At 50.0% G+C, this 23,865-nt stretch carries 20 protein-coding genes; 12 read left to right on the top strand and 8 right to left on the bottom strand.

Annotation, left to right across the window (positions count from 1 at the left end; all coding sequences use genetic code 11):
- Nucleotides 1-76: 76 nt before the first annotated feature.
- Both HY774_24635 and msrA read right to left on the bottom strand, forming a co-directional pair.
- A complete protein-coding gene (locus HY774_24635; protein ID MBI4751682.1) occupies nt 77-739 on the bottom strand; it encodes a ferredoxin in 663 nt (220 codons plus the stop codon).
- A gap of 84 nt (nt 740-823) precedes the next feature.
- Nucleotides 824-1,396 (bottom strand): peptide-methionine (S)-S-oxide reductase MsrA, encoded by a 573-nt coding sequence (gene msrA / locus HY774_24630; protein ID MBI4751681.1) that lies wholly within the window; start codon nt 1,394-1,396, stop codon nt 824-826.
- A gap of 756 nt (nt 1,397-2,152) precedes the next feature.
- On the opposite strand from msrA, the gene HY774_24625 reads away from it, so the two are divergent.
- From HY774_24625 to cysC, 5 genes are all read left to right on the top strand, one after another.
- On the top strand, nt 2,153-2,350 hold the full coding sequence (locus HY774_24625) for a DUF2061 domain-containing protein (GenBank protein ID MBI4751680.1): 198 nt from the start codon (nt 2,153-2,155) through the stop codon (nt 2,348-2,350).
- 131 nt (nt 2,351-2,481) lie between these two features.
- Nucleotides 2,482-4,080 (top strand): nitrite/sulfite reductase, encoded by a 1,599-nt coding sequence (locus HY774_24620; GenBank protein ID MBI4751679.1) that lies wholly within the window; start codon nt 2,482-2,484, stop codon nt 4,078-4,080.
- A gap of 190 nt (nt 4,081-4,270) precedes the next feature.
- Complete coding sequence (gene cobA, locus HY774_24615) at nt 4,271-5,500, top strand: uroporphyrinogen-III C-methyltransferase (GenBank protein MBI4751678.1); 1,230 nt, start codon at nt 4,271-4,273, stop codon at nt 5,498-5,500.
- A 93-nt stretch (nt 5,501-5,593) separates the two neighbouring features.
- A complete protein-coding gene (locus HY774_24610; GenBank protein ID MBI4751677.1) occupies nt 5,594-6,310 on the top strand; it encodes a phosphoadenylyl-sulfate reductase in 717 nt (238 codons plus the stop codon).
- A gap of 217 nt (nt 6,311-6,527) precedes the next feature.
- Nucleotides 6,528-7,097 (top strand): adenylyl-sulfate kinase, encoded by a 570-nt coding sequence (gene cysC / locus HY774_24605; GenBank protein ID MBI4751676.1) that lies wholly within the window; start codon nt 6,528-6,530, stop codon nt 7,095-7,097.
- Nucleotides 7,098-7,382: 285 nt separating this feature from the next.
- Here the strand turns inward: cysC and HY774_24600 are convergent, their stop codons facing one another.
- The 4 genes from HY774_24600 to ppk1 form a co-directional block, all read right to left on the bottom strand.
- The gene (locus tag HY774_24600; protein MBI4751675.1) at nt 7,383-8,681 is read right to left on the bottom strand and encodes a TAXI family TRAP transporter solute-binding subunit; all 1,299 of its coding nucleotides are present in this window, start codon (nt 8,679-8,681) and stop codon (nt 7,383-7,385) included.
- A gap of 265 nt (nt 8,682-8,946) precedes the next feature.
- Nucleotides 8,947-9,201, bottom strand: coding sequence for a hypothetical protein (locus HY774_24595; protein ID MBI4751674.1), 255 nt, complete (start codon nt 9,199-9,201; stop codon nt 8,947-8,949).
- Entirely contained in the window at nt 9,198-9,743 is a 546-nt protein-coding gene (locus tag HY774_24590; GenBank protein ID MBI4751673.1) for a hypothetical protein, read from the bottom strand. Before HY774_24590 ends, HY774_24595 begins: the two co-directional genes overlap by 4 nt.
- A 24-nt stretch (nt 9,744-9,767) precedes the next feature.
- On the bottom strand, nt 9,768-11,921 hold the full coding sequence (ppk1, locus tag HY774_24585) for a polyphosphate kinase 1 (GenBank protein ID MBI4751672.1): 2,154 nt from the start codon (nt 11,919-11,921) through the stop codon (nt 9,768-9,770).
- Between the two features lie 222 nt (nt 11,922-12,143).
- Between ppk1 and HY774_24580 the strand changes: the two genes are divergently transcribed.
- From HY774_24580 to HY774_24550, 7 genes are all read left to right on the top strand, one after another.
- Nucleotides 12,144-12,746 (top strand): TetR/AcrR family transcriptional regulator, encoded by a 603-nt coding sequence (locus tag HY774_24580; protein ID MBI4751671.1) that lies wholly within the window; start codon nt 12,144-12,146, stop codon nt 12,744-12,746.
- Nucleotides 12,747-12,759: 13 nt separating this feature from the next.
- The gene (locus HY774_24575; protein ID MBI4751670.1) at nt 12,760-14,160 is read left to right on the top strand and encodes an AarF/ABC1/UbiB kinase family protein; all 1,401 of its coding nucleotides are present in this window, start codon (nt 12,760-12,762) and stop codon (nt 14,158-14,160) included.
- A 304-nt stretch (nt 14,161-14,464) separates the two neighbouring features.
- Nucleotides 14,465-15,154 (top strand): ABC transporter ATP-binding protein, encoded by a 690-nt coding sequence (locus HY774_24570; GenBank protein ID MBI4751669.1) that lies wholly within the window; start codon nt 14,465-14,467, stop codon nt 15,152-15,154.
- Nucleotides 15,148-17,712 (top strand): ABC transporter permease, encoded by a 2,565-nt coding sequence (locus HY774_24565; GenBank protein MBI4751668.1) that lies wholly within the window; start codon nt 15,148-15,150, stop codon nt 17,710-17,712. The genes HY774_24570 and HY774_24565 overlap by 7 nt, the downstream gene beginning before the upstream one ends.
- Nucleotides 17,705-18,505, top strand: a complete 801-nt coding sequence (locus HY774_24560; GenBank protein MBI4751667.1) for an outer membrane lipoprotein-sorting protein — start codon at nt 17,705-17,707, stop codon at nt 18,503-18,505. Before HY774_24565 ends, HY774_24560 begins: the two co-directional genes overlap by 8 nt.
- 217 nt (nt 18,506-18,722) lie before the next feature.
- Nucleotides 18,723-19,358, top strand: a complete 636-nt coding sequence (locus tag HY774_24555) for a TetR/AcrR family transcriptional regulator (GenBank protein ID MBI4751666.1) — start codon at nt 18,723-18,725, stop codon at nt 19,356-19,358.
- Nucleotides 19,355-21,634 carry a molybdopterin-dependent oxidoreductase gene (locus tag HY774_24550; GenBank protein MBI4751665.1) on the top strand — a complete coding sequence of 760 codons (2,280 nt, stop codon included), beginning with the start codon at nt 19,355-19,357 and terminating at the stop codon, nt 21,632-21,634. The genes HY774_24555 and HY774_24550 overlap by 4 nt, the downstream gene beginning before the upstream one ends.
- Nucleotides 21,635-21,775: 141 nt before the next feature.
- On the opposite strand, the gene HY774_24545 is transcribed toward HY774_24550, so the two are convergent.
- Entirely contained in the window at nt 21,776-22,432 is a 657-nt protein-coding gene (locus HY774_24545) for a TIGR02646 family protein (GenBank protein ID MBI4751664.1), read from the bottom strand.
- On the bottom strand, nt 22,429-23,706 hold the full coding sequence (locus tag HY774_24540) for an AAA family ATPase (protein MBI4751663.1): 1,278 nt from the start codon (nt 23,704-23,706) through the stop codon (nt 22,429-22,431). Before HY774_24540 ends, HY774_24545 begins: the two co-directional genes overlap by 4 nt.
- Nucleotides 23,707-23,865: the final 159 nt, after the last annotated feature.

Raw genomic sequence — 23,865 nt, 5'->3', positions numbered from 1 at the left:
GGATTCAGGTTTGAAACGATGAGAACTTATCGGCGCTTTCAAACCAAAGCGCCGACAAGTCGGCGTACTCCAGACTTTATTTCTGAGTTGGAATAGCTCCAACTGCAAGCAACTTCGCTTTCAGGTCAGGGAGTTTTTTCGATTGCTCAAATTGATCCATCACCGTCTCTCCCTTGGAGTTACACCAATGAACATCGGCATTCCGGTTAATTAAACAGTCAACCATTTCCAAATCTCGACCACGAACAGCAAACATCAACGCCGTTGAGCCATCCAGCGGTGATTGATGGTTGATATCAGCGCCCATATCCAGTAGAGCGTTGATGGTTTCAACCGTTCCGTACTGGGCAGCCAGTCGAAAGGCCGTGTTGAGGTCGCCGCCCTGCGCAACGTAGTTCAAAAAAGTCTGAAGCGTTGGGGAGTTTTGAAGTTCGTAGAAAAGGATCAGGTCATTTGGGGTAAACCAGTCACCGACTGGGCCACCATCATTCCCAACTGCAACAACACCACAAGCCTCCATGGCTTCCGTACAGGCCAGGAGTTCTTCAATTGTGGTTGGTTGTTTATAGACGTATGAATACCCTCCGTCATCATTTCGAGTGAAATTGTAGGGTGCCGTATCACGACACACATCACAATCCAGGCACTGCGTGTCACAGTAAAAAGGACCTGGCACATTATCGGGATAGCGTTCTTCAACACTGGCTTTTTCTGAAGCATTGTTTTCAAGATACAACATACAACTCCTTTGCAAACAGAAAAGGGCAGCACACGAAAAAGGGTTCGTGCGACTGCCCTGTAGTTCACGGATGACTGACGGCTTTTATTTCTTCAGTTTTTCGGCAAACAGTTTGCGGAATTTGGCCACCTTGGGTGAGACCACAAACTGGCAATAGCCTTGAGCCGGGTTGCGGACAAAGTACTCTTGATGGTACGGCTCAGCTTCAAAAAACTGGGTAAAAGCGGTCACTTCGGTGACAATCGGTCGGTCATAAACCCCAACCGCATTTAACTCCCGAATCATCGTTTCGGCAACCTGTTTTTGCTCTGGAGAGTGATAGAAAATAGCTGACCGGTATTGAGTTCCGATGTCGGCCCCCTGCCGGTTGAATGTGGTTGGGTCGTGGATGACAAAAAAGATCTGCAAAATTTCCTGAAATGAAATGGCGGTCGGATCAAAAGTGACGTGAACAACCTCAGCGTGACCAGTGATCTCAGCGCACACCTGCATATAGGTTGGATTTTCGACGGTCCCGCCCGAATATCCCGACTCAACGTGAAGCACGCCTTGAAGCTGGTCGAAAACGGCTTCCAGACACCAGAAACAGCCGCCTCCGAGCGTGGCGACTTCCGTGGTTGAATGAACTGATGAAGGTGGTAATGGATTTGAACTCATAGTGTACGGTTGATTGAACGAACGTTTGAAGAGTTGAACGCCCGCAGTTTCGCCCAGGTATCAAACGCTTGCAAGTCGGTTTGCAGAAAACCCAACGACGCCACAGAGGACACAGCAAAACATGGAGGAAAATAAATCGCCTCTAACCTTTGTGCTCCTCTGTGTCCTCTGTGGTGAAAAAAAACTTTCTGTCACAAATCCTGTGATGAGAGGCTCAACAGGAAGGATTTGAACCAGTAGGTCCTCTGGTTCATGATGAGGAAGTTTCCAAAATCAATGTCATCACAGGATTTGTGACAGGAACGAGAAATTTACAGAAAGCTATTTTTTGGAGCGCGACGGCTTGACGCCGCTTTCAATTGAAGCCTTCAGGAAAAAAGAGTTGACGTTGCCGAAACTATACTGTACAAAATTGTCGCTATATTGACAGCTCGCATTTGATTGTTTTCAAAATTTTTCCACGTGGTGATTTATGGTCGCTTGCTCCACGCTAAAAAGTGCTAAAGAACCGCCCGAAGATATGTGTGTTTACCTCGTGCGATTCCCAAAAGCACGAGGTTTTTTCGTTCAGAAAGTATTCTTTATGAGCCAAATCAGGATGCTGTTGCACGGACGAGCCCAAAAGTCCACCTGGTGTTGTTGCCGCTAACAAACGGCACGTAAGTTTTCATCTCGAAGGCTTAAAAATTGCCTTTTGTTTCATTGTCAACGTCTTTCACTTGTATGGAAACACATTACAGAAGTCTTATGAAAGCAATGAGTTACCGACTTATCTCCTCAATGATCACCGGAGGAATTGTCTTTGGCGCGACTCAAAAAGGATTACTGGCTCTCAGCGTTGCGGGTGGCGAAACCATTATCAAGGTGATTGTGTTTTTCCTGCACGAGCGAGCCTGGAGCGCGATTCCGTTGGGAAAAATTGAGAAACGCGCCGAACTCGAAGAGCTGATCTGATTCGAAGAATGAAGAAACCATCTAGTGGTTAGTGATTAGAAATCAATACTTTCGAAGAAGAACCAAGAGCCAACCACTAACCACTAACTACTAACCACTCATCACATTCTTCATTCCAAAAGGAGGTTGCCGTGGCAAAGAAAGAAACCCGAGCTGAAAAAGTAAAACGCGAACGTGATGCCCTTGATTGTTTGGATGATCTGCTGCGCTATGCAAAAGAAGGTTTTGCGTCAATTGATCCAGATGATCTTGACGTACGGCTGCGGTGGTATGGCCTGTATACCCAACGCCCACAAGAAGATGGGTATTTCATGCTCCGGGTGAAAATTCCCAATGGCACACTCACGGTTGAACAACTGGCAACGCTGGGGCAGCTTTCGGTTCGGTTTGGGCAAAACACCGGTGATGTTACAACGCGCCAGGATATACAATTTCATTACATTCGCATCGAAGACGTGCCTGCCATTTTTGAGGAGCTAAGTCGCGTTGGACTAACGACTTCGGGTGCCTGCGGAGACATCACCCGTAATGTAACGGGTTGCCCGCTGGCCGGAATTGATTCCGCCGAATTAATTGATGCTGAACCAGTTATTGAGCAAATTCATCAGTATTTTCTTGATAACCATGAATATTCCAACCTGCCACGAAAGTTCAAAATTACCGTTTCTGGATGCTCGCAATATTGCACCGGTCACGAAATCAATGATGTCGGATTGATTGCCGTACGCCGTCCAGATGGCCGGATTGCGTTTGACCTGTGGGTCGGCGGCGGGCTTGGGTCAAAAGAGCGATTTGCCGACCGGCTTGGCGTGCATGTCTTTCCTGAAGAAGCAGTTGAAGTCACAGCCCAGGTTTGTGCCATTTTCCGCGATCACGGGTTTCGCGAATATCGCCACAAAGCACGGCTCAAGTTTTTACTGGAAGCCTGGGGGCCAGCCCGATTTCGCCAGGAACTCGAAACCCGACTGGGTCGCCAGCTTACAGACGGCGAAGCCCCCACGATCCCGATCAATGCCAACCGGGCCCACATTGGGATCCGCGCCCAAAAGCAATCTGGGTTGCAGTATGCCGGCGTGGCAACTGAACGTGGCCGACTCAACGGAACAGAAATGATTGCCGTGGCCAATAGTGCGAAACGTTACGGCAGCAATCGCATTCGGCTCACAACCACCCAAAATTTTGTCGTGCTGGATGTGCCGGAACATGCTGGCCATTTACTTTCAAATGAACTGGCGGCGCTTGGGTTCTTTACCAATGCGTCGGTTTTTCGAACCGGAACCATTGCCTGCACGGGGAAACGTTTTTGCAAACTGGCGGTGGTTGAAACCAAAGCGCGGGCTTCGGAATTGATTGAATACCTTGAAGCTACCGTTCCTGACCTGAAAGTTCCGCTTCGCATCAGTGTCACCGGATGCCCCAACAGTTGCGCCCATTATCAGGTATGTGATGTCGGTCTGGTCGGAGATCACATCGTCACTCCAGCCGGAAAAATCGAGGCGTTTCGCGTTTTTCTGGGTGGTCATTTAGGGAATGACTATCGGTTTGGACGGGAGTTGTCCACCAAAGTTGCGGCTGAAGAGGTCAAGTATTATCTCGAACGAGTGGTTCGCGACTACCTGGCGCATCGCATCAGCCCGGCGGAAAGTTTTCAGGCATTTCTTTCTCGCCAAAACCTGGAAGAACTCGAACACCTGGGCAGTTTTGAGGAGCGAGTCGCATTAACCGCCTGATGACCACTGGAATACCAATTAGGGTTCAGGGTTCAGGGTTTGAGGAATTATACCATTTTGCAATGAAATCCTCGTATCACGGGAGGCTAAATTATTGAAGAAATTGTATTTCCCTGAACCCTGAACCCTGAACCCTGAACCCTGAACCCTGAACCCTGAACCCTGAACCCTGAACCCTGAACCCTAAGATATGACTCACCATATTCAACACGCCATCCTGGTTGTCGGTCACGGGAGTCGACGCGAAGAAGCCAATCTGGACGTCATTTCCGCCGCCGAACGCATCCGCGAGCGCGGCGGGTATGACCTGGTCGAAGCGGCTTTTCTGGAAATCACCCATCCGACGATTGCCCAGGGATTTGAAAGTCTGGTGGCGCAGGGCGCCCACCACATCACGGTTCACCCCTATTTTCTGTCTCCAGGACGTCATACCCGAGGTGATTTGCCACGCGAAGTGGCGGAAGCGGCGAAAAACCATCCTGATGTGACGTTCACGATTTCAGAACCGCTGTCAGGTCACTGGTCGGTCATTGACGCTTCAATTGATCGGATCAATGCGGCTGAAAGCTGGAATACACCGAGTTTCCCCGCCTATCGAGCACCACACGGAACAGTGTTTCTGGTCGGGGCTGGTCCGGGTGATCCGGGACTGCTGACGATCAAAGCCAGAGACCTGCTGGCTGAGTGCGATGTCATTGTGTATGACTATCTGGTGAACCCGGAATTGCTCCGATATGCCCGTAAGAATGTCGAATACATTCCGGTTTGGAAAATTGGCGGTGGTCGCCAAACGCCTCAATCCGAAATCAACCAGATGTTGATTGACCAGGCCCGGCAGGGGAAACGTGTTGTTCGGCTCAAGGGCGGTGATCCGTTTGTGTTTGGACGCGGTGGCGAAGAAGCCCTGGCGCTCCAGGCAGCCGGTATTCCATTTGAAATCGTTCCCGGAATCAGTTCGGCGCTGGCGGCGCCGGCCTATGCGGGAATTCCGCTGACCCATCGCGGGCTGTCGTCTTCATTTGCGGTTGTGAGTGGTGCTCGGGCCGGTGACGGGGCGCTTTCTGAAACACTCATCGCCGAAACCGCCGGAGCTGACACGGTGGTGGTTTTAATGGGAATGGCTCAGTTGCGTTTGATTGTGGCTGAGTTTATCGCCGCAGGTCGCCTGGTGACCACGCCCGTGGCTGTCATCCGGTGGGGAACCTATGACGGCCAGCAAAAGGTCGTCGGAACGCTGGAAACCATTGCCGAAGCCGCCGAACGTGCCCAGATGAAACAGCCAGCCGTGATTGTGATTGGCGATGTAGTCAGTCTGCACGACCAGCTTGACTGGTTTCCGGTCCATCAGCCGGCTCAATTTGCATTTTTTGCTGAAACTCAAGGGGCGGCATCGCTGGTTTCGCAAACCGAAAACAATTGAAACCACTGCACTTGTTTTGCCTTTTTGATCTTCTTCGTGTGTTGCAGTGTATTGCGTGGTTACATTTCCTAAAAATAGAAACAAATACAAAGTATGGAAAACACAACGTTTGAATTGACTTCCGAATTGACTGAAGTTGAATTAACCCGTCTTTCCGCTCAGTTTGAATCGGAAACTCCGCAAGCAATTTTAGAATGGTCTCTCGAAGAATTTGGCCAGGATGTAGCGCTGGCAACCGGATTTGGGGCCGAAGGGTGTGTGCTGGTGCATATGCTGGCCCAAATCAATCCAAAGGCTCGAATGTTTTACCTCGACACCGGGCTCCTGTTTCCAGAAACCTACGAACTCAAAGCAAAACTTGAAGCCCGGTATGGCGTCCAGATTGAACGGCGGGCTTCGCGGATTTCAGTTGAAGCCCAGGCCAGGATCCACGGCGACCGATTGTGGGAACGTGAGCCAAACCGGTGCTGCCAGTTGAGAAAAATCGAGCCACTGGTTGAAACACTTTCCGATTTGCGGGCGTGGGTGACAGCGATTCGCCGGGATCAATCAGTCACCCGAGCCAGCAGCCCAATTGTTTCATTCGATTCAAAATTTGATTTGATCAAAATCAATCCGCTGGCAACCTGGACCAGTCAGGATGTGTGGCGATTTATCTTCAAGCATAAAATTCCATATAACCCGTTGCACGATCAACAATATCCATCTATCGGCTGTACGCCCTGCACCACACCGGTTCAAATTGGGGAACATTCGCGGGCTGGTCGCTGGCGCGGTACGGAAAAAACTGAATGCGGATTACATCGCTAATGCCAGTTAGGGTTCAGGGTTCAGGGTTCAGGGTTCAAGAACATGCAATGATTTCAATAGGTTAACCTTCTGCTGAATCGAGGCAATGATCCCAGAATGGCGTAACAATTCAGAATTACAGACCAAGAAACCACGAAATACACGAAATACACGAAAAATAAAACCTTCATTTTCAAAGGGTTTCGTGTGGTTATTATCTATTTTTCAGGAGAAAAAAATGAGTCAACACAAAGGATTTACGATTTGGTTTACCGGACTTTCGGGAGCTGGAAAAACAACGTTAACCGGCGTTCTGGTTTCACGACTTGCCAGCCGCGGCATTCGACTTGAAGTGCTGGATGGTGATGAAGTGCGGACCCATCTTTCAAAAGGACTTGGGTTCTCGAAAGAAGATCGCGACACAAACATCCGCCGCATTGGCTTTGTCTGTCGCTTGCTGGCTCGCAACGGAGTAGGTGTCATCTCAGCCGCGATTTCACCCTATCGCGACATTCGCAACGAAGTCAGGGCCGATATTGAACAAAACGGCGCGGAATTTATCGAAGTCTATGTCAAATGTTCACTTGATGCCTTGATCGAGCGGGATGTGAAAGGGCTATATAAAAAAGCCTTAACTGGTGAAATTAAAAGTTTTACTGGTGTTTCAGACCCTTACGAAGCTCCTCATTCCCCCGAAGTGACGGTTGAAACCGACCGTGAAACGATTGATGAAAGTGCGGCCAAGATCCTGCGCGAACTGGAGCGCCGGGGATTGATTCCACAGGCAAGTGCCGCCACCGGAGACTAAAACCACTGAGGGCTGAGGGTCATAAGCGCCAGGAGAAGGAACTTTGAGCCTGTGTGAGACAAGGAGCTGGAGAGACACAGAGACAATTCACCAGATGTGTCAGGTTGAATCAGTTCCGATTGAGAGTGGGGGAAGGCGACCATTTGTTTTTTCCCCTGTCTCCCGGTCCCCTTTGTCCAGATCGGGTTCTGTTTCCTTATCCTGGCGCATATGAGTGATTGACCTGCGCCGCTGGTTTGGCTACTCGCTATTTCGCTATTTCACTGTTTCGCTACTCGCTACTCGCTATTTCGCTACTTCGCTACTTCGCTGCTCCATCGCTTTTTCCCGAACCAGTCGAATGTGGAGCCGAAGATTGTACACTTCGTCGGTGTAGGAAAGCGGGACGACGATTTTGGCGACTTCGCGTTCCAGGTCATCAAGTTCAGCCAGAATCTGGGCGAAATCCTGGTTTTGCTCAGGGTTCACCACTTTGTTTTCAAGGGCAATAAGCATGCCGTACCAGGTATAGATTTTTCGCCGTGTTCGCCAGGCATAAATTGGTGGGGCAATTCGCAGGAGTGGAATCAGCATCGTCAACAACGGCAACAGCACAAATTTCAACCGATCAGCCGCCGTGGCCGCCCAAAACGGCAAATGGCGAGTCAGAAATGATGGGCCAAATCGAAAATACCGCACGGATTCCTCATTCAGCGGAAATTGAATAAAATCAGAGGAGGGAAACTGGCCGGTTTTTTCGAGCATTCCGGTTTCCTTGCGATGAATTTCATTTGCGGCTTGTAGTAACAAATTGACAAGTGCCGGGTGGAAATTCTCCCGCACGACAATCGAGGCAGTTGAGGCCAGGAGGACCACATCTTCCGCTGGAATATTTTTCTGCATATCCACCACGCCTTCATACAAAATGACGCTGGAAAAATAGCGGTAGCGGCTTTTATAGGCTTCGACTCGTTCAAAATTCATCAATCGGACACCTTCAGCCCGCAGCAAATCATTGATGACCGGGGCTTCTGGCGCACCGACAAAAAATGCAGCGTCAATTTGACTGGTTTTTAACGCTTCGGCAGCCTGATTTCCACCCAGTGGCAGGATTTGGGTCGTGGCCACCGTCAAGCCATTGTCAGACAAGATTTTCAGCGAGACCATCCGGGTGCCGCTGCCTTCCGAGCCAACCGCAATCCGCTTCCCTTTCAATTCCATCAGTCGCTGAATCGGCTGTTCCCCGCGATAAAACACCCACAGCGGTTCATAAAAAACACTTGCCACCGAAGTAAAGTCAGGGGTGGCAGCCGGATCCCCGGTTCCAGTTTGGGCGAAAATGATATCCACGCCTTTGCCGTGGGTTTTGAGCAGTTCCAGGTTTTCGACTGAACCTGAAGTCTGCAGCACCTCAAGCTGGATTCCATTTTGGGCAAAATAATCTCGATACCGGAGCGCAAATTTGTAATAAGCGCCGCTTTCCAAACCCGTTGCCATCACAACTTTGCGTGGCGGGGCCGGTTCGGCAAACTGAAAGGCAATTCCAAAAGCGATAACCGTCAAAAACAAGATCAAGCCATATGTCTTGAAGAATTCTTTATTCATGAGTGGTTCCGTGTGTGTTTTGATCCTGGGGTTTTGGTTTTTTCAGTGAAGGCCGCCTGGGTGACTGAGGTGGTGCGGCTTTGACTCGTTGTTTGGTGACTTGTGCTCGAACGGCGGGGCGGTTTTTGAAACGCATTCCAGATCCACTTTTCGACATAGCGACCTCCTGGGAGAAAACACTGCAAAATTGAGGGAGTGTTCAAAAATAACTGGTGATAGTGAGAAGAAAGTCATTGACCATAGCAAATATATGGGTAATTTGACTTTAAATATCTTTTACAATAGATTTCCGTTCGAGGTAATAGTTGATAAAAGCGTCTACGTCCACTTCATCGCCATATAGCCGCTCACAGAGACGTCGTTTGACTTCGATTTCAGATAAATCTGGCGGGAACGATGAAAGAATAATTTGCCGGGCGCTGTCAAACATCTGGCTCGCCATGATCACCCGTTCAGTTGGGGTCAGTGCCTGGAAGCGTTCGTCGAGGATTTTCTGGATTTCCGGGGGCGTGTCAGTCATAAGGCTAAAACCTGTTCCAATAACTCACTCACACCAAGTGATCTGGCTTTTTCAAGCAGATATGCTTCCTCATAAGTGCCCTTCAACAAGTTTTTCACATCCCGAAGCTGGAGTTCAGACCTGGTTGGTTTGGCCCAAATCAGTTTTGAAAGAATTAAATCTTCCAGGCTGACAATCCACACTTCAAAATCGGCCAGGGGAACTCGCTTTCGTCGGGCAAATTCATCTTGTCGGAATGGTTCGTTTTTGAGAACCACAAAGTCAATCTTTACAATGCTTTCAAGGTGGATCAGATTGAAATTTGAACAGTTATTCATCGCCCGCTCAATTACACTTTTTGAAAGGTAATACCCAGAATCGAACAATCCAACAAACTGTTCAATCACTTGAGGTTTCAGTGAAACAACAAGGTCAATGTCACGAGTCATCCGGGGTTGAGCATAGTGAATCATGGCAAACGAACCAGTGAGCATGTAGTCAATCCCAACCCCCTCCAGCTTTTGACAAACCTCTTTGAGGATTTCCAACTCAGTCGTCATCATAAAAGATTGACCAGGAGCAACCCGTTAATCCTCATCCATTTCAAGCTGAGGCAGATTGGCGAAATAGAGCTGCGAACTAAATGGCTCTTCCGTTTCAGAAGGTTTGGTCTGCACATAGGTGCCATCTGGTTGAAGAATCCGCGCTTTGAGATTGTCGCGCAGGTAGGCATTGAGTACGTCTTCGCGCAAATATTTCCTTAATTCCGGATTGAGAACCGGTGTCACGACTTCCACCCGGCGGCTGAGGTTGCGTCCCATCCAGTCGGCGCTCCCGATGAAAACCTCATCTTCGCCATTGTTGGCAAAATAGTAAATCCGGCTATGTTCCAGAAACCGACCGACGATGCTGCGCACCGTGATATTTTCAGAAAATCCGGAAACGCCAGGCCGCAAACAGCAAATCCCTCGAATGATCAACTCGACTTTCACATTGGCCTGTGACGCGCGATAGAGTGCCTGAATGGTTTCCATATCGGTCAGGCTGTTCATTTTGGCAATGATATGGCCCTGACGACCAGCACGGGCATGCTCAGTTTCACGCTCGATCAAGGTAAAAAATCGCTGACGTAAATTCACTGGCGCCACCATCAATCGCCGGTAATTGGAATAGCGCGAATACCCGGTCAAATAATTAAAGAGGTTGGTGGCATCAAAGCCGATTTCCTGGTCAGCGGTAAAAATTCCCAAATCGGTATAAATCTTAGCTGTGGCCGCGTTGTAGTTTCCGGTGGCAATGTGCACATAGGTCCGCAGGGTCTCACCTTCGTTGCGGACAATCAGGGCCACTTTGCAGTGCGTTTTGAGGCCCATCAACCCATAGACGACGTGAACCCCAGCCTGTTCAAGCTGTTTGGCCCATTCAATATTGTTTTCTTCGTCAAACCGGGCTTTGAGTTCAACCACAACCGCAACCTGTTTCCCCTGTTCGCTGGCTGAAATCAGAGATTGCACAATTGGTGAATGCCGCCCGATTCGGTAAAGGCACATTTTGATCGCCACCACCTGCGGATCACGGGCGGCCATATCAATCAAATCCATCACGGTCGAAAACGAGTTGTATGGATGATGGAGCAAAATGTCTTGCTTTTTGACCAGGTCGAAGATGTTCTGTTTCTTTTGTTGACGCAAAGGGGCTGGAACCACAACCTGCATTGGGCGGTCCTTGAGTTCGGGCCGATCCAGCGACAGCAGTTGCATAAAATCGGGAATATTGAGCGGCCCATCAATCACATACACATCTTCTGGGGTTAAGTCGAGCGATGCCATCAAATAGTCAACCATATCATTGGGCATCGTTGAGGCAACTTCGAGTCTGACGGCGGCGCCAAACCGGCGCCGGCGGCTGAGCTTTTGCTGCATAAACCGAAGCAGGTCACCGGCTTCATCTTCACGGATTTCAATATCCGCGTCACGGGTGACCCGGAAGAGATGAAACCGGCCATAATTCATATCAGGAAACAAGGTGTTGGCGTTGGCTGCAATCAGACTTCCCAAAAGGGTGAATTTGGTACCCGAGGCATCAACCGGCACCAGGCGCGGCACCATCGGCGGTAACTTAATTCGGGCAAACCGCACGCCTGATAAACCAATATCAGCGCACTGGGCAGGTTCAACCATCACGGCCAGATTCAGGCTCAGGTTGGAAATATAGGGAAACGGGTGGCTTGGATCCACAGCCTGGGGCGTCAGTACGGGAAACACTTTTTCGTGGAAATAATGGTCCACGCTCTTTTTTTCAGCCCTGGACAATTCGGTGTAGGAACTTACGACAATCCCGGCTTCGGCCAGTTGGGGCAAGACCTCGGTTCGAAGGCACTTCATTTGTTCGGCCAGCAAGGGAAGTGTTCGATGTCTGATTTCACGCAACTGCTCAAACGGTGTCATTCCGTCGGGTGATAATTCCTGGACTTCTTCTTCGAGTTTTTCCTGCAATCCGGAGACCCGGATCATAAAGTATTCGTCCAGGTTGGTGGAAAAAATAGCCAGGAATTTGAGCCGTTCAAGGAGTGGCTGAGTTGGATCCAGACCTTCCTGCAGCACACGGCGGTTAAATTCAAGCCAGCTTAACTCGCGGTTAAACAAAAGATGGCGCGAGCCCGAAAGGGAAGGTGGAACAAATTCAACGGCGGAATCTTCGAGGTTGATCGGTTGAAGCGGACGGGTATCGGAACGTGCCATAAGTTTATCTCTGTGATGGGGTAAAGGGTTGGAGTTGCTGGAATGCGAGCCGAAAAAATCATACCAGCCTGGAGCGGTGTTCGGATAGGGGCTTCTTTTTAGGGCTGAAAAAACCAGGGCTGAAGTCTTCCGCCCGCTGCTTTTATGAACGTGTTCACTTTCTGGTTGACATTGGTCTTTCTTTGAGTAATATGAACACGTTCATTTTAGAAAGGAAAGCCAATGCGAATCACTGCCCAGGCCAAAGCTGAAACTCAGGAGCGGATCGTGGCGACCGCTCGCCAGTTGTTTTTGTCCAAAGGCTTTGACAAAACCACGATTCGCGACATTGCCGCCGAAGCCCAAATTGGGACGGGCACGCTGTTTAATTACTTTCCCAATAAAGAAGCACTGGCAATGTTTATTTTGGCTCAGGGATTGCACGATGGCGCTGCTGTTTATCACCGGCGGAGGCGTGGTACGGAATCGCTGGCTGAGGATTTGTTTGCGTATATTCTGGCTGGTTTGCGCGAACTGAAACCCGCCCGGCATTACATTGGCGAAGTGATTGAATCGGCCTTCAGCCCATTTGCCAAACACACCCGCACCAGCCACGGCCAGCAGGTCCGCCAGCAGCATCTTGAAACCGTCATCGAGATTATTCAAAACCACGTGCGGAACGCTGAGGTGACCTACATCACGCTGCACCTGTATTGGATTCTCTACATTGGCGTTCTGGCCTTCTGGTCAAATGATGATTCGCCTAACCAGGAAGATACGCTGGTGGTGCTGGATCAGGCGATGCGGTTGTTTTCCGGTTCGCTCAAACCTGCCACCGACGTTTAGGGAGGTTGGTCACATGGTGCGTTCGCATCCTGATTTTCTCAAAGAATTACCGCCTGACCTCGACGGCGAGGTGTTGCGTCGGGGGCAAATGGATGAATTCTTTCAAAGTTTATCGCACCGACCAGTTCCAGTTGGACGGATTTCGCGTCTGCTCCCGCTGGGTGCCACTCAGGTCAAAATCGGATTGGGATATCTGGCCTACTGGATGCGGTCGCCCTTTCTCAGCGCACCTGAGCGAAAGCAACAACTCAATCAAACGAATCTCGATGCCGCCGTCAAACTGTTGCATTGCATGAGTTACCTGCGAGGTTCCTTTTTGAAACTGGGGCAGGCGATTGCCAATTTTCCGAGTGTTGTACCAACTGAATTAGCTGACACGCTGGGGCGGCTCCATTTTGAAGCCCCGCCGATGCACTATTCGTTACTGCGCGAACACGTCTCGAACGAGCTTGGGGCCGACCCGGAAGATATTTTTGCTGAATTTGAAACCACCGCATTTGCCGCCGCTTCACTTGGGCAGGTCCATCGGGCCCGGTTGAAATCAGGCGAACGGGTGGCGGTCAAGATCCAATATCCAAACATTGCTCGCACCATCCACGAAGATTTCAAAAATCTGAACGCCCTGCTCTGGCCGGTTCGATTGGGTGACGATTGGGAGAATTTCCGCGAGCAAATGGCGGATATTCTGCACGTGCTGGAGCAGGAAACCGACTACCTGCGTGAAGCTCAACAATTACAAAAAGCCCGATTTTTGTTTCAACCCGACGAAGGGATTGTCATTCCACGGGTGTTTGGTGAATTTACCACCCGCCGGATTTTGACCATGGAGTTCCTGGAGGGACAGCATATCAACGCTTATCTGGCGACGAACCCTTCTCAGGCCGAGTGTGACCAGCACGGCGAACGGATTGCCCGGTCTGCGTTTCGACTGATGAATTTGGGGCGGATGTGTTATGGAGATCCGCATCCAGGAAATTATCTGTTTTTGCCGGATGGCCGACTTGGAATGATTGATTTTGGCTGTTGCCGCGACCTTTCAGACGAAGAATTTGACTACATGTTTGAAATGGAGGCGAGTTGCAAAAACAGTCCCGAAAAACTCAAAGGTGCCCTTTTAAAATCAGTTGGTTACGGTCCGTCTGATGATCTTGACCCGGAGCTCGAAAAAGTACTCCAAAAATATATTGATTGGGTGTGGGAGCCGCTTCGGGTTGATGGTACTTTTGATTTTGGGAATGAACGATATTTACAGCGGGGGATGGAAATCCTGATGGAAATTATCGGCAAGCGCTATACCCGCTCACAGCCAGTCAATAACTGGCTCAACCGCAATTTTTTGGGCATCCGGTCAATGGCGCTCCGGTTAAAAGCCAGGGTCAATCTGCGCCAAATTGAAGAGGAAGAAGCTCCTTAAGATCGTAGTCAGTAGTCAGTAGTCAGTAGTCAGTAGTCAGTAGTCAGTAGTCAGTAGTCAGTAGTCAGTAGTCAGTAGTCAGTAGTCAGTAGTCAGTAGTCAGTAGTCAGTAGTCGAGTGTCGGGATTTTGGAATTCGTGTCAAGTGGATTTTGTTCGATTTGAATCAGTTAGGAACAATTCTTTTCAAGAATTCCACGGATTCAACGATCCAGGTTTGATCTACTGACTACTGACTTATCAACTACTGACTACTGACTACTGACTATTGACTCTTCCTCTACTGATGGAAAGGTGACTTTGCAATGAAAGTAATAGAATTACGCAATATTTCAAAAGTGTACGACAGTAGCAAAGCCGTGACAGCTTTGAAAAATATCAATTTTGAACTCAATCAAGGCGAACGAGTGGCAATTATGGGTCCGTCGGGTTCGGGAAAATCCACTCTGCTCAATATTATTGCCGGGCTTGATGAGCCATCCACAGGCCAGATTGTGTTTGAAGGCCGTAATATTTCTGAACTCAACGACGATCAACGGACGCGGCTTCGACGGGAACGAATCGGCATTATTTTCCAAACTTTTAATTTGCTTTCGACTTTGACCGCTCAGGAAAACGTCGCGCTTCCGCTCAGGTTAAAAGGGATTGGCCGTCGCGAAGCCATGGACCGGGCAGCGAAAATGCTTGATCGGGTTCGGCTTGCCGAACGCCAGACCCATCGCCCCGATGAACTTTCAGGCGGCGAGCGCCAGCGTGTCGCCATTGCCCGAGCGTTGATCTTTCAGCCCCCGTTGCTCCTGGGTGATGAACCGACTGGAAACCTGGATTCCAAAACTGGAAATGAAATTCTGGCGTTGCTTGATGAACTGCACCGGGAACTGAACACCACCATTTTGCTGGTCACCCATAACGCCCAGGCGGCCAAACATTGCGACCAGGTGTTGACGATGAAAGATGGCGAACTGGTCAGCACAGGAGTGGCTGTTGTATGCTAAGTGCTTTACTTTCAGTGACATTGAAGCAGTGGCGAACACATCGGCTCCGGCTCGCTTTTACCATTCTCGGGATTGCCCTCGGCGTTTCAGTTTTTTTCGCCGTCAAAACCGCCAATCTGACCTTGCTGGGTTCGCTCAAAACAACGGTTGAAAAACTAGCCGGAAAAGCCACGCTCCAGGTTGCATCGGGTGAAAGCGGATTTCCCGAGGAAGTCCTCGACGTTGTGCGCGAAACACCCGGCGTGATGGTGGCTGAACCCGTGGTTGAAACTCTGGCCAAAACGGCTTTTGACCCGCCGGGGAACATTTTGATTGTGGGAACTGATACCACTGGCGACCAATCCATCCGCGAATATCAGTTTGACGAGTCGCAGATGGAGTTAAATGATCCGCTCGTCTATTTGTCAGAACCTTTTTCAATTCTGGTCTCGCGCAAGTTTGCGGACCGCTACCATTTGAAGGAAGGCGATAAACTGCCGCTCTACACCTCACGTGGAAAACTCTCTTTTAATGTTCGCGGTATTTTTGCTCCGGCGGGAATTGGCGCTGTTTTTGACGGGCAAATTGCGGTGATGGACGTCTATTCGGCTCAGTATGTGTTTGGACGTGGCAAGAATTTTGACCGGATTGATATTCAAACCGACCCCGGTGTTTCGGTCGAACAGGTTCAGGCAGCGCTTCGAAGCAAGCTTCCGGCGGCCATCGAAGTCGAACGACCTGCTTCACGAGGAAAAAACATCGAAAACGTGATGGCGGCCATGCAGCAGGGAATGCTCATTACCAGTTATGTCGCGCTACTGGTCGGTATTTTCATCATCTTTAATTCATTTACCATTTCAGTGAATCAACGCTGGAAAGAGATTGGGATCCTGCGATCCCTTGGGGTTGAGCGCCGCAACATTGCCCTTATGTTTATGGGCGAAGCGCTGGTGATTGGGGTGATTGGCTCGCTCGTGGGCATTGTTGCGGGACTCTATTTAGCCCAGGGAGCAGCGAAAATCCTGAGTATTGTCGCCGCCACGATTTTTGGGCTGGCTGCCGGGGTTGATCAACCGGTTTTTCGCTGGGATTTTGCCGCCACGACCGTTGTTTTGGGCGTTTTGGCGTCACTCATCGCCGCGTGGATGCCCGCTCGGGCCGCCTCGCAACTCAATCCGGTACTGGCGCTGCACAACATTGAAATCCGCCAGCCAGAAGTTGTTGCCGGATGGATGCGCACGTTGGCGGGTGCCCTGCTGGTCACAGTGGCCGTGGTTTTCGTTCGATTTAGCCCGGCGCAAGTCGGCGGCATGTTTCAGCTTGTCTACTCTGGAATTTTGAATTTCGGGTTGTTGTTGATGCTGCCCAAAATGGCGGAATTGATTGCGCGAAGTTTGCGGACACCGATGGATTTTCTGTTTGGGACCGAAGGCGCCCTGGCGGTTGATGCCATGATTCACGCGCCGCGCCGAATGAATGCCACCGTTGGCGCACTGATGTTTGGGCTGATGTTTGTGTATGCCACTGGATCCTATGTCCAGAGTTATAAAGGCGTGGTTGAGCGTTGGATGAACCGCACGATCAATTCTGATTTGTTTGTCAAAACCACTTCAGAGCAGGTTCGTTCACGCAGTTACCATTTTAGCCCGGAGTTCAGTCAGAAAATCGCGGCGGTGCCCGGCGTCAAACGGCTTGAAAATGTGCGTTTTATTACGGTTGAGTATCGTGGGACGACACCTTCGTTGATTGCGCTGGAAATGGATGGTCTGTTTGCCCGAACCAAAGATATGGTGGATGAAGGCGACCCGGTTCGGGCTGAAGCGATGGCGTGCAAAGGCGAAGGATTTCTGGTCGCCCGAAATTTTGCCCTTCGGTGGAAGCTCAAGGTTGGCGACACGGTGGCGCTCGATACCCCAACTGGCATCCTGGAACGTCCGATTGCCGGCATCATCGAAGATTACACCTCCGACCAGGGAACGGTGTTTATGGATCGGGCGCTCTATATTCAATTCTGGAAAGATGACGGAATTGACATTGTGGACATCAATTTACAGCCCGGAGTGGATGCCGTCGCCTTTAAACGTGAACTGGAAAAAGTCATTTCAACTGAGCAGCAGGCATTTATTTATACCAACCAGGAATACAAAAAATGGGTTTTTGACCTGCTCGATACCTTCTTTTTTGTGATTTACCTGCAAACGATTATTTCGGTACTGGTGGCGGCGATTGGAATTTTCAACACCATGATGATTTCCGTGGCTGAGCGGAAACGTGAACTCGGCGTGTTGCGAGCCATTGGCGGATTGCGCGGGCAGGTTCGGAAAATGGTGCTCCTCGAAGCCGTCGTGATTGCGATTGTGGGTCTGGTGACGGCGGTTTTTGCCGGGGCCTTCAATACCTATATTCTGGTCCGACTGGTGGCGTTGATCCTGGGAGGCTTTACCATTCCATTTGATCTGTCCTTCAGTCTGATTTTTGGAACGCTGCCCGTGGTGGTGGTGATTGCGCTCATTGCTGCCTACTGGCCGGCACACAGGGCCGTAAACCTGAAAATTGTCGAGGCAATTGGATATGAATAATCGTGGGGTTCATACAGTCTGGATCGTGTTTTTATTGTTTTGTTTCGGAATCAATTTTGTTACCGATGTGAATGCGGCGGTTGATGCCCGCCGGATAATGGAAGCGGTGTATCGTCAAGACACCAGCCAGGACACCGCCTGGCAGGCATTTATGGATGTCTATGACAAAAAAGGCGGGTTGCGGCGCAAGAAATTTGTCTTTCGGAAACTTGGGGCGCTTGGAAACAGCAAAACGCTGGTTCGGTTTCTGGATCCGGCTGAAGTTCGCGGTGTTGGGTTGTTAACCATTAATCAGGGAGGCCAGAAAGACCGGCAATGGCTCTACACCCCGGCCATTCAACGTACCCGCCGGATTGCTCCACAGGAACGTGACCGCCGCTTTTTAGGCACGGATTTTACCAATGAAGACATGCAGGAACGCGTTCTGGATGATTTCAATTACAAGATGATTGTCGAAAACGATTGGATTGACGGACGAAGAACCTACAAAATCGAAGCTCGCCCGGTGGCACCTGATCGTTCGCAATACCAGTCCATTTACCTTTGGGTGCCGGTGGATGTGCCATATGTCATTCTGGCGCAAATGTTTGACAAACAGGGGAAGATGATTCGCGAATACCACGCCACTGATCTGGTGAAAATCTCAAACATCTGGGTGGCCAAAAAAGTGGAAATGGCTTCCAAGACTGAAAACACCCGGACGCTGATGGTGATTGAAGACATCAAGTTTAATACCGGGCTGAATGAAAGTCTGTTTTCCCAGCAAACGCTCGAACGACCGGATGTGTATTGACAGAGTCGTACCAGTGAGGGTTCAGGGTTCAGGGAAAAGCAATTATTTCAATGGGTTAACTCTCTGATAAATCAGGGATATGATTCCAAAATGAGATGAGAAAACGAATCCATCCAGGCCGATGAGTTTGGAATTGGTCTGTTGATTTAAACGCAACCCCTTTTTCTGAAGAGACTTTTTGCTTGCCATAATATGACGTTCGTCATATTATGGCGATATGCGATATCCAGCCAACCGAAAAGAAGAATCCCGACAGAAAATCCTCCAGGCCGCAGCCCGCCTTTTTCGTGAACACGGCTATAACGGAGTTGGTGTTGATGCCGTGATGGCCGAAGCCGGACTGACGCCGGGCGGGTTCTATGCCCATTTTCCTTCCAAAGAGGCCCTGTTTGCTGAGGCTCTGGCCTCATCGTTGAAGGCTCGGAGCGCGGCTGTCGGAGAACTTCTGAAGCATCACTCGGACGCTGAGTGGATTCAGGCATTGGTTTCAGCCTATTTAAGTCGTACCCACCGCGATATGGTCAGCGAAGGGTGCCCACTCCCGGCTCTGACGCCGGATGTGACCCGGAGCAGCCCCGAAGCCAGACAAATGTATGAAAAATACATTCAGCGACTGGTCTCCGAAATTTGCAAACGACTCTCAACCGACGCCGAAACGGATCGAACCCTGGCCATTGCTCTTGTCTCGCAAATGATTGGGGGCTTGATGCTGGCCCGGGCAGTTGATTCCCCACAGTTTTCCGACGAAATCCTGAAAGCCAACCGGACGATTGCGCTCCAGCTTTGCCAGGAGCTGCTTTCAAAAAAATCCAAAGATCAACCAACTGAAGACTCGACCCAAGGAGATGTATGACCCAAACCGAACTGACCAGCACCTGGCAACCGACGGCCTGCATCCTATGCAGCCGTAACTGTGGCATCGAAGTCGAAGTTCGCGGGCGTGAACTCGCCAAAATTCGAGGTGACAAAGCACATCCGGTTTCAACCGGGTATTTGTGCCAGAAAGCCCAGCGGCTCAATTACTATCAAAATCACGGAGACCGGCTCACGTCGCCACTTCGTCGGCGACCGGATGGGACCTTTGAAGAAATTTCGTGGGAGACGGCCATCAGCGAAATTGCCGCCAAACTGGTTGAGTTACGCGACACCTTTGGAGGCAAAAGCCTGGCGTTTTACGGCGGCGGCGGACAGGGAAATCATCTGGCGGGTCCCTATTCCAAGGCGCTTCGGGTTGCTATGAAAACCGTCAATTATTATTCGGCGCTGGCTCAGGAAAAAACCGGTGGCTTTTGGGTTGACGGGCGATTGTATGGGCGGCAAAACTGTCACCCGACCGAAGATGTTGAAAACGCGGAGGTTGTGCTGTTTATCGGCACCAATCCCTGGCAATCGCATGGGATTCGGAACGCCCGCACGGTGTTGATTGAGATTCAAAAAGACCCCAACCGCAAAATGATTGTGATTGATCCGCGACGGACTGAAACGGCGGCGATGGCGGATCTGCATTTGCAACTCAAACCTGGAACCGATGCCTTTTTGCTGTCGGCCATGCTGGCCATGATTGTTTGTGATCAGCGTCAGGATCAATCATTTCTCGATCAGCGCACCGTCGGGTTTGAAGCCGTTCGTGACACACTGGCTAATATTCCAATCGAAGAATTTATTGCCTGTGCCGGAGTCAATCTGGCCGACGTTGAACAGGCGGTGGCTGTGATTACCGGGGCGTCAAGTTGTGCAGTCCGGACCGACCTTGGAATCGAACAAACACTCAACAGCACGCTCAATTCTTATTTGCGGGCATTGCTCTATTTATTGACGGGCAATTTCGGAAAACCGGGCGGCAACAATTTTCATACCTATCTGGTGCCATTGATTGGTCATTCCGAGGAAGGCGAGCGTCAAATGCGGTCGGCGGTCACCGGTTTTCCATTCATCGCCAACCTGTTGCCTCCCAATATTTTACCGCTTGAAATTGATACCGATCATCCAGACCGAACTCGTGGATTGGTGATTGATAGTGCCAACCCGTTGGTGACGGCGGCGGATACGCATGCCTATGAAAAAGCGTTTGCCAAACTTGAGCTGCTGGTGGTGATTGATGTGGCCATGACTGAATCAGCCCGGCTGGCGCACTATGTGTTGCCGGCTTCGTCGCAGTTTGAGAAATGGGAAGCCACGTTTTTCAATCTTGAGTTTCCGAGTAACGCCTTTCACTTGCGCAAACCATTGCTGGAGCCACTCCCTGGAACCCTTCCCGAACCAGAAATTTACACCCGGCTCGTTCAGGCAATGGGTGCTCTTCCAGCCGAGTTTCCCGAGCTTTCCGCCGCCGCAAAAATGGGTCGTCTGCCCTTTGCCATGGCATCCCAGAAATACCTCAAACAGCATCCGGAACTGGCCGATCTGGCCCCGATCATTTTGTATCGAACGCTCGGACCGACACTCCCTGATGGCGCTGCCGCGGCTGCCTTCCTGTGGGCAACCGCTCATCAGTTTGCCGCACGAAATCCTGAGGCCGTTAAACGCGCCGGGCATCGCGGAGACGGGCCAATGCTTGGGGAAGTGCTCTTTGAAGCCTTGCTCCGCTCGCGGTCAGGTGTTGTCTTTAGCGTCAACGAATATGAAGACAACTGGAATTTCATTCGCCACAAAGATGGGAAAATCCATTTGGAAATTCCCGAAATGCTCGAAGCGGTTCGGCAGCTTTCGACCAGGAATGACCAGACAGCTTCTGGCTATCCATTTGTGCTGGTGGCGGGTGAACGCCGTTCATACAATGCCAACACCATCTACCGTGACCCATCCTGGCGCAAACAGGATCCGGACGGGGCGCTTCGGATTCATCCTGAGGATGCGACACAATTGGGCGTCAAAAACGGAGATTGGGTGGTGTGTGAATCCAAACGCGGTCAGGTTCAGGTTCAACTTGAAGTTCATCCATCGGTTCAGCGTGGCGTGGTCACGCTCCCGCACGGGTACGGAATGGAACATCCTTCCAATGGCGCAGGGAGGAAACGGTCCGGCGCCCGCATCAACGAACTAACCTCAACCCACGATATGGACCCGATTGCCGGAACGCCATATCACAAACACGTCGCCGTTCGGATTTCTCCTCTCTCTCAGGGCTGAAGGAATCGGGCTGAAGACTGTCGGGCTCGGAGCTGAAGACTCGCAAGCTCGGAGCAAAAGAAGGGATGAGGGATGAAATAAAACCAATTCTTCAGCCCTGAGCCCCAAGCCCTGAGCCCTGGTTTTCTCAGCCCGATGTCTTCAGCCCTGAGCCCCAGGCCCTGGTCTTTCTTGATCCTGGCCAAATAAAGAGTGAATCGTTGTCCAAAACTCCCCAAATCTATTTTCATTATCTCGCTGCAAATAGGCAGCCACAAAAGTCTTGAACTCCCTATCGTCTAGTGATTCATCAAGAAAAGGATCTATCGCTTTTTTGCGAAGGTCATTCAATTTAGCAATTCCTAACCCAAGACGTTGAATAGTTATTTTGGCGGCTTCATCTTCAGCATTTGCAGGATGGATCGTGCCATTGCCATAATAAACAAACCGTTGTTCACATCCTGGGTTGAGAGGTGAGATCAACAATCGGTCATCAAACCAGTCACCTTTCAAATTCCCACAATGCCGGGGCTCACCAGCCATGAGTTTGTTCTGACAAGAACATAACAGATTGGCAAAATCCAAAGGATCAACCAGCGAGTCATGTTGGGGTCTAAAATGCTCAATATGAGAGTCCTCGTCAGTCAATCGCCGCTCACAATAACAACACAAATCTCCCTGCTCTCGCATTAAGGCGGCCTTGACCGTCTGCTTTTCAACTCCACTTAGCTTGTCGTATGACGGTTTCCAGTCTTCACTCGCCAGAGCCTTCCAGTCCGTAAACGCTTGAGGTTCAACGTTTTTTACGATGTACTTCATTTGCCGATCAGTTCCTTTCGGCGAATGAGGACTCCGGCTTTCACCAATTCTGGATCACTCCCTATCATTTTCTGAAGTGCTGAAATTCGGGTTCTGGCATCATCCAGGTTTCCAGATTCAATGGCTTGAAACACTTTCTGAAGGTCAACATGAACCTGATCAGGTCTGGTCGTTTCCAATCCCATCAAGTCTTCTAAAATACGATCTACATTTTTTCCATAGGACTCGTTTGGCTTCGTGGCGATAATATCCGTTCCTGTTTGTTCAAGCAGAAACAAATCCTCTGGCTGCACGTGGGAAATAACATGGGGTGAATGGGTGGAAATAAAAAACTGACAGTTGGGGAATACTTTGACTAATGTGGGAACAATCAAACGTTGCCATTTTGGGTGCAGGTGGAGATCAATTTCGTCAATCAGGACAATCCCCACTCCTTGTAACGGGTTTTTAAGTCGAGGATTGGCAATGGCCATCCTTCGAGCCAGATCACCAAGCAAAGCCACCAAACACTTTTCGCCATCAGAAAGCTGATTCACGGCCAGTCGCCGACCATTTTTTTCGACCTCCATACGCAAAGGGTTGCGACGAACGGTAAGGTTGGAAAACTCCGGAAGAAATTCCGAAAGGACCTGACGAACGGCTTCAAGTTGCAAGTCTGGAAACTGAAAATCTTCAGGCGGTAGGAGACTGCCTAAATATTTTCGGTTTTCATTCTCAAGGTCTTCTCGTTCCCGAAACCATTCAAAGAACGTTCGGAAGTTGGCGCCGCTGATTAAAGCTTCTTCATAAACTGAAAGTAAACTGAATTGATGTTTGTCCCGAATCCGCAGTGGAATATCCACAACCGCCCGGTTGACCGGGTAATACACAAAGACTGGAAGGTTACAGCGCTCCGAAGTCTCTGTAATTTGTGTTTGAAGCCACCGTGTATAGTCATTCAATTTGAGAAATTGGCTCTTTTCATCCGAGGCAAGGTGACCAGCCCTATTTTTCAAGAGTTTCCAATTCACTTTCCCTTGAGGCGTATTGGACGATACTTCAATTGAGGCGAAAGACTTATGATTCATAATTTCGCTTTCGGAAATCGGTCGTCCAGGGTTGTTGGTGTGACGGATTCGGCTCGCAGGCCACGAGAGCATGAGAGCAATAGCATCTAAAACAGTTGACTTTCCCGCGCCATTCATTCCAAAAAAGACATTCAGTTTTTCGTTTAACTCCAGCTTCAAAGCTGAGGCGCCCCGGTAATTTACCATTTCTATTTCAGTCAGAATCATCGTTTCCAGCTCCAAGTCTCAGTTGAAGTTCACGGCTGTCCTTTAACCCCAGATTACCCTTCTTTGGTTTCTAAAGTCGAATTGAATATTTGGGCTGAAGAATGGGTTTTATTTCATCCCTCATCCCTTCAATTGCCCCGAGTCTTCGAGCCTTCAGCC

The sequence above is a fragment of the Acidobacteriota bacterium genome, from assembly GCA_016208495.1.
In the GTDB taxonomy this organism is placed as follows: domain Bacteria; phylum Acidobacteriota; class Blastocatellia; order Chloracidobacteriales; family Chloracidobacteriaceae; genus JACQXX01.
This window is presented reverse-complemented; position numbering and strand designations above follow the sequence as displayed.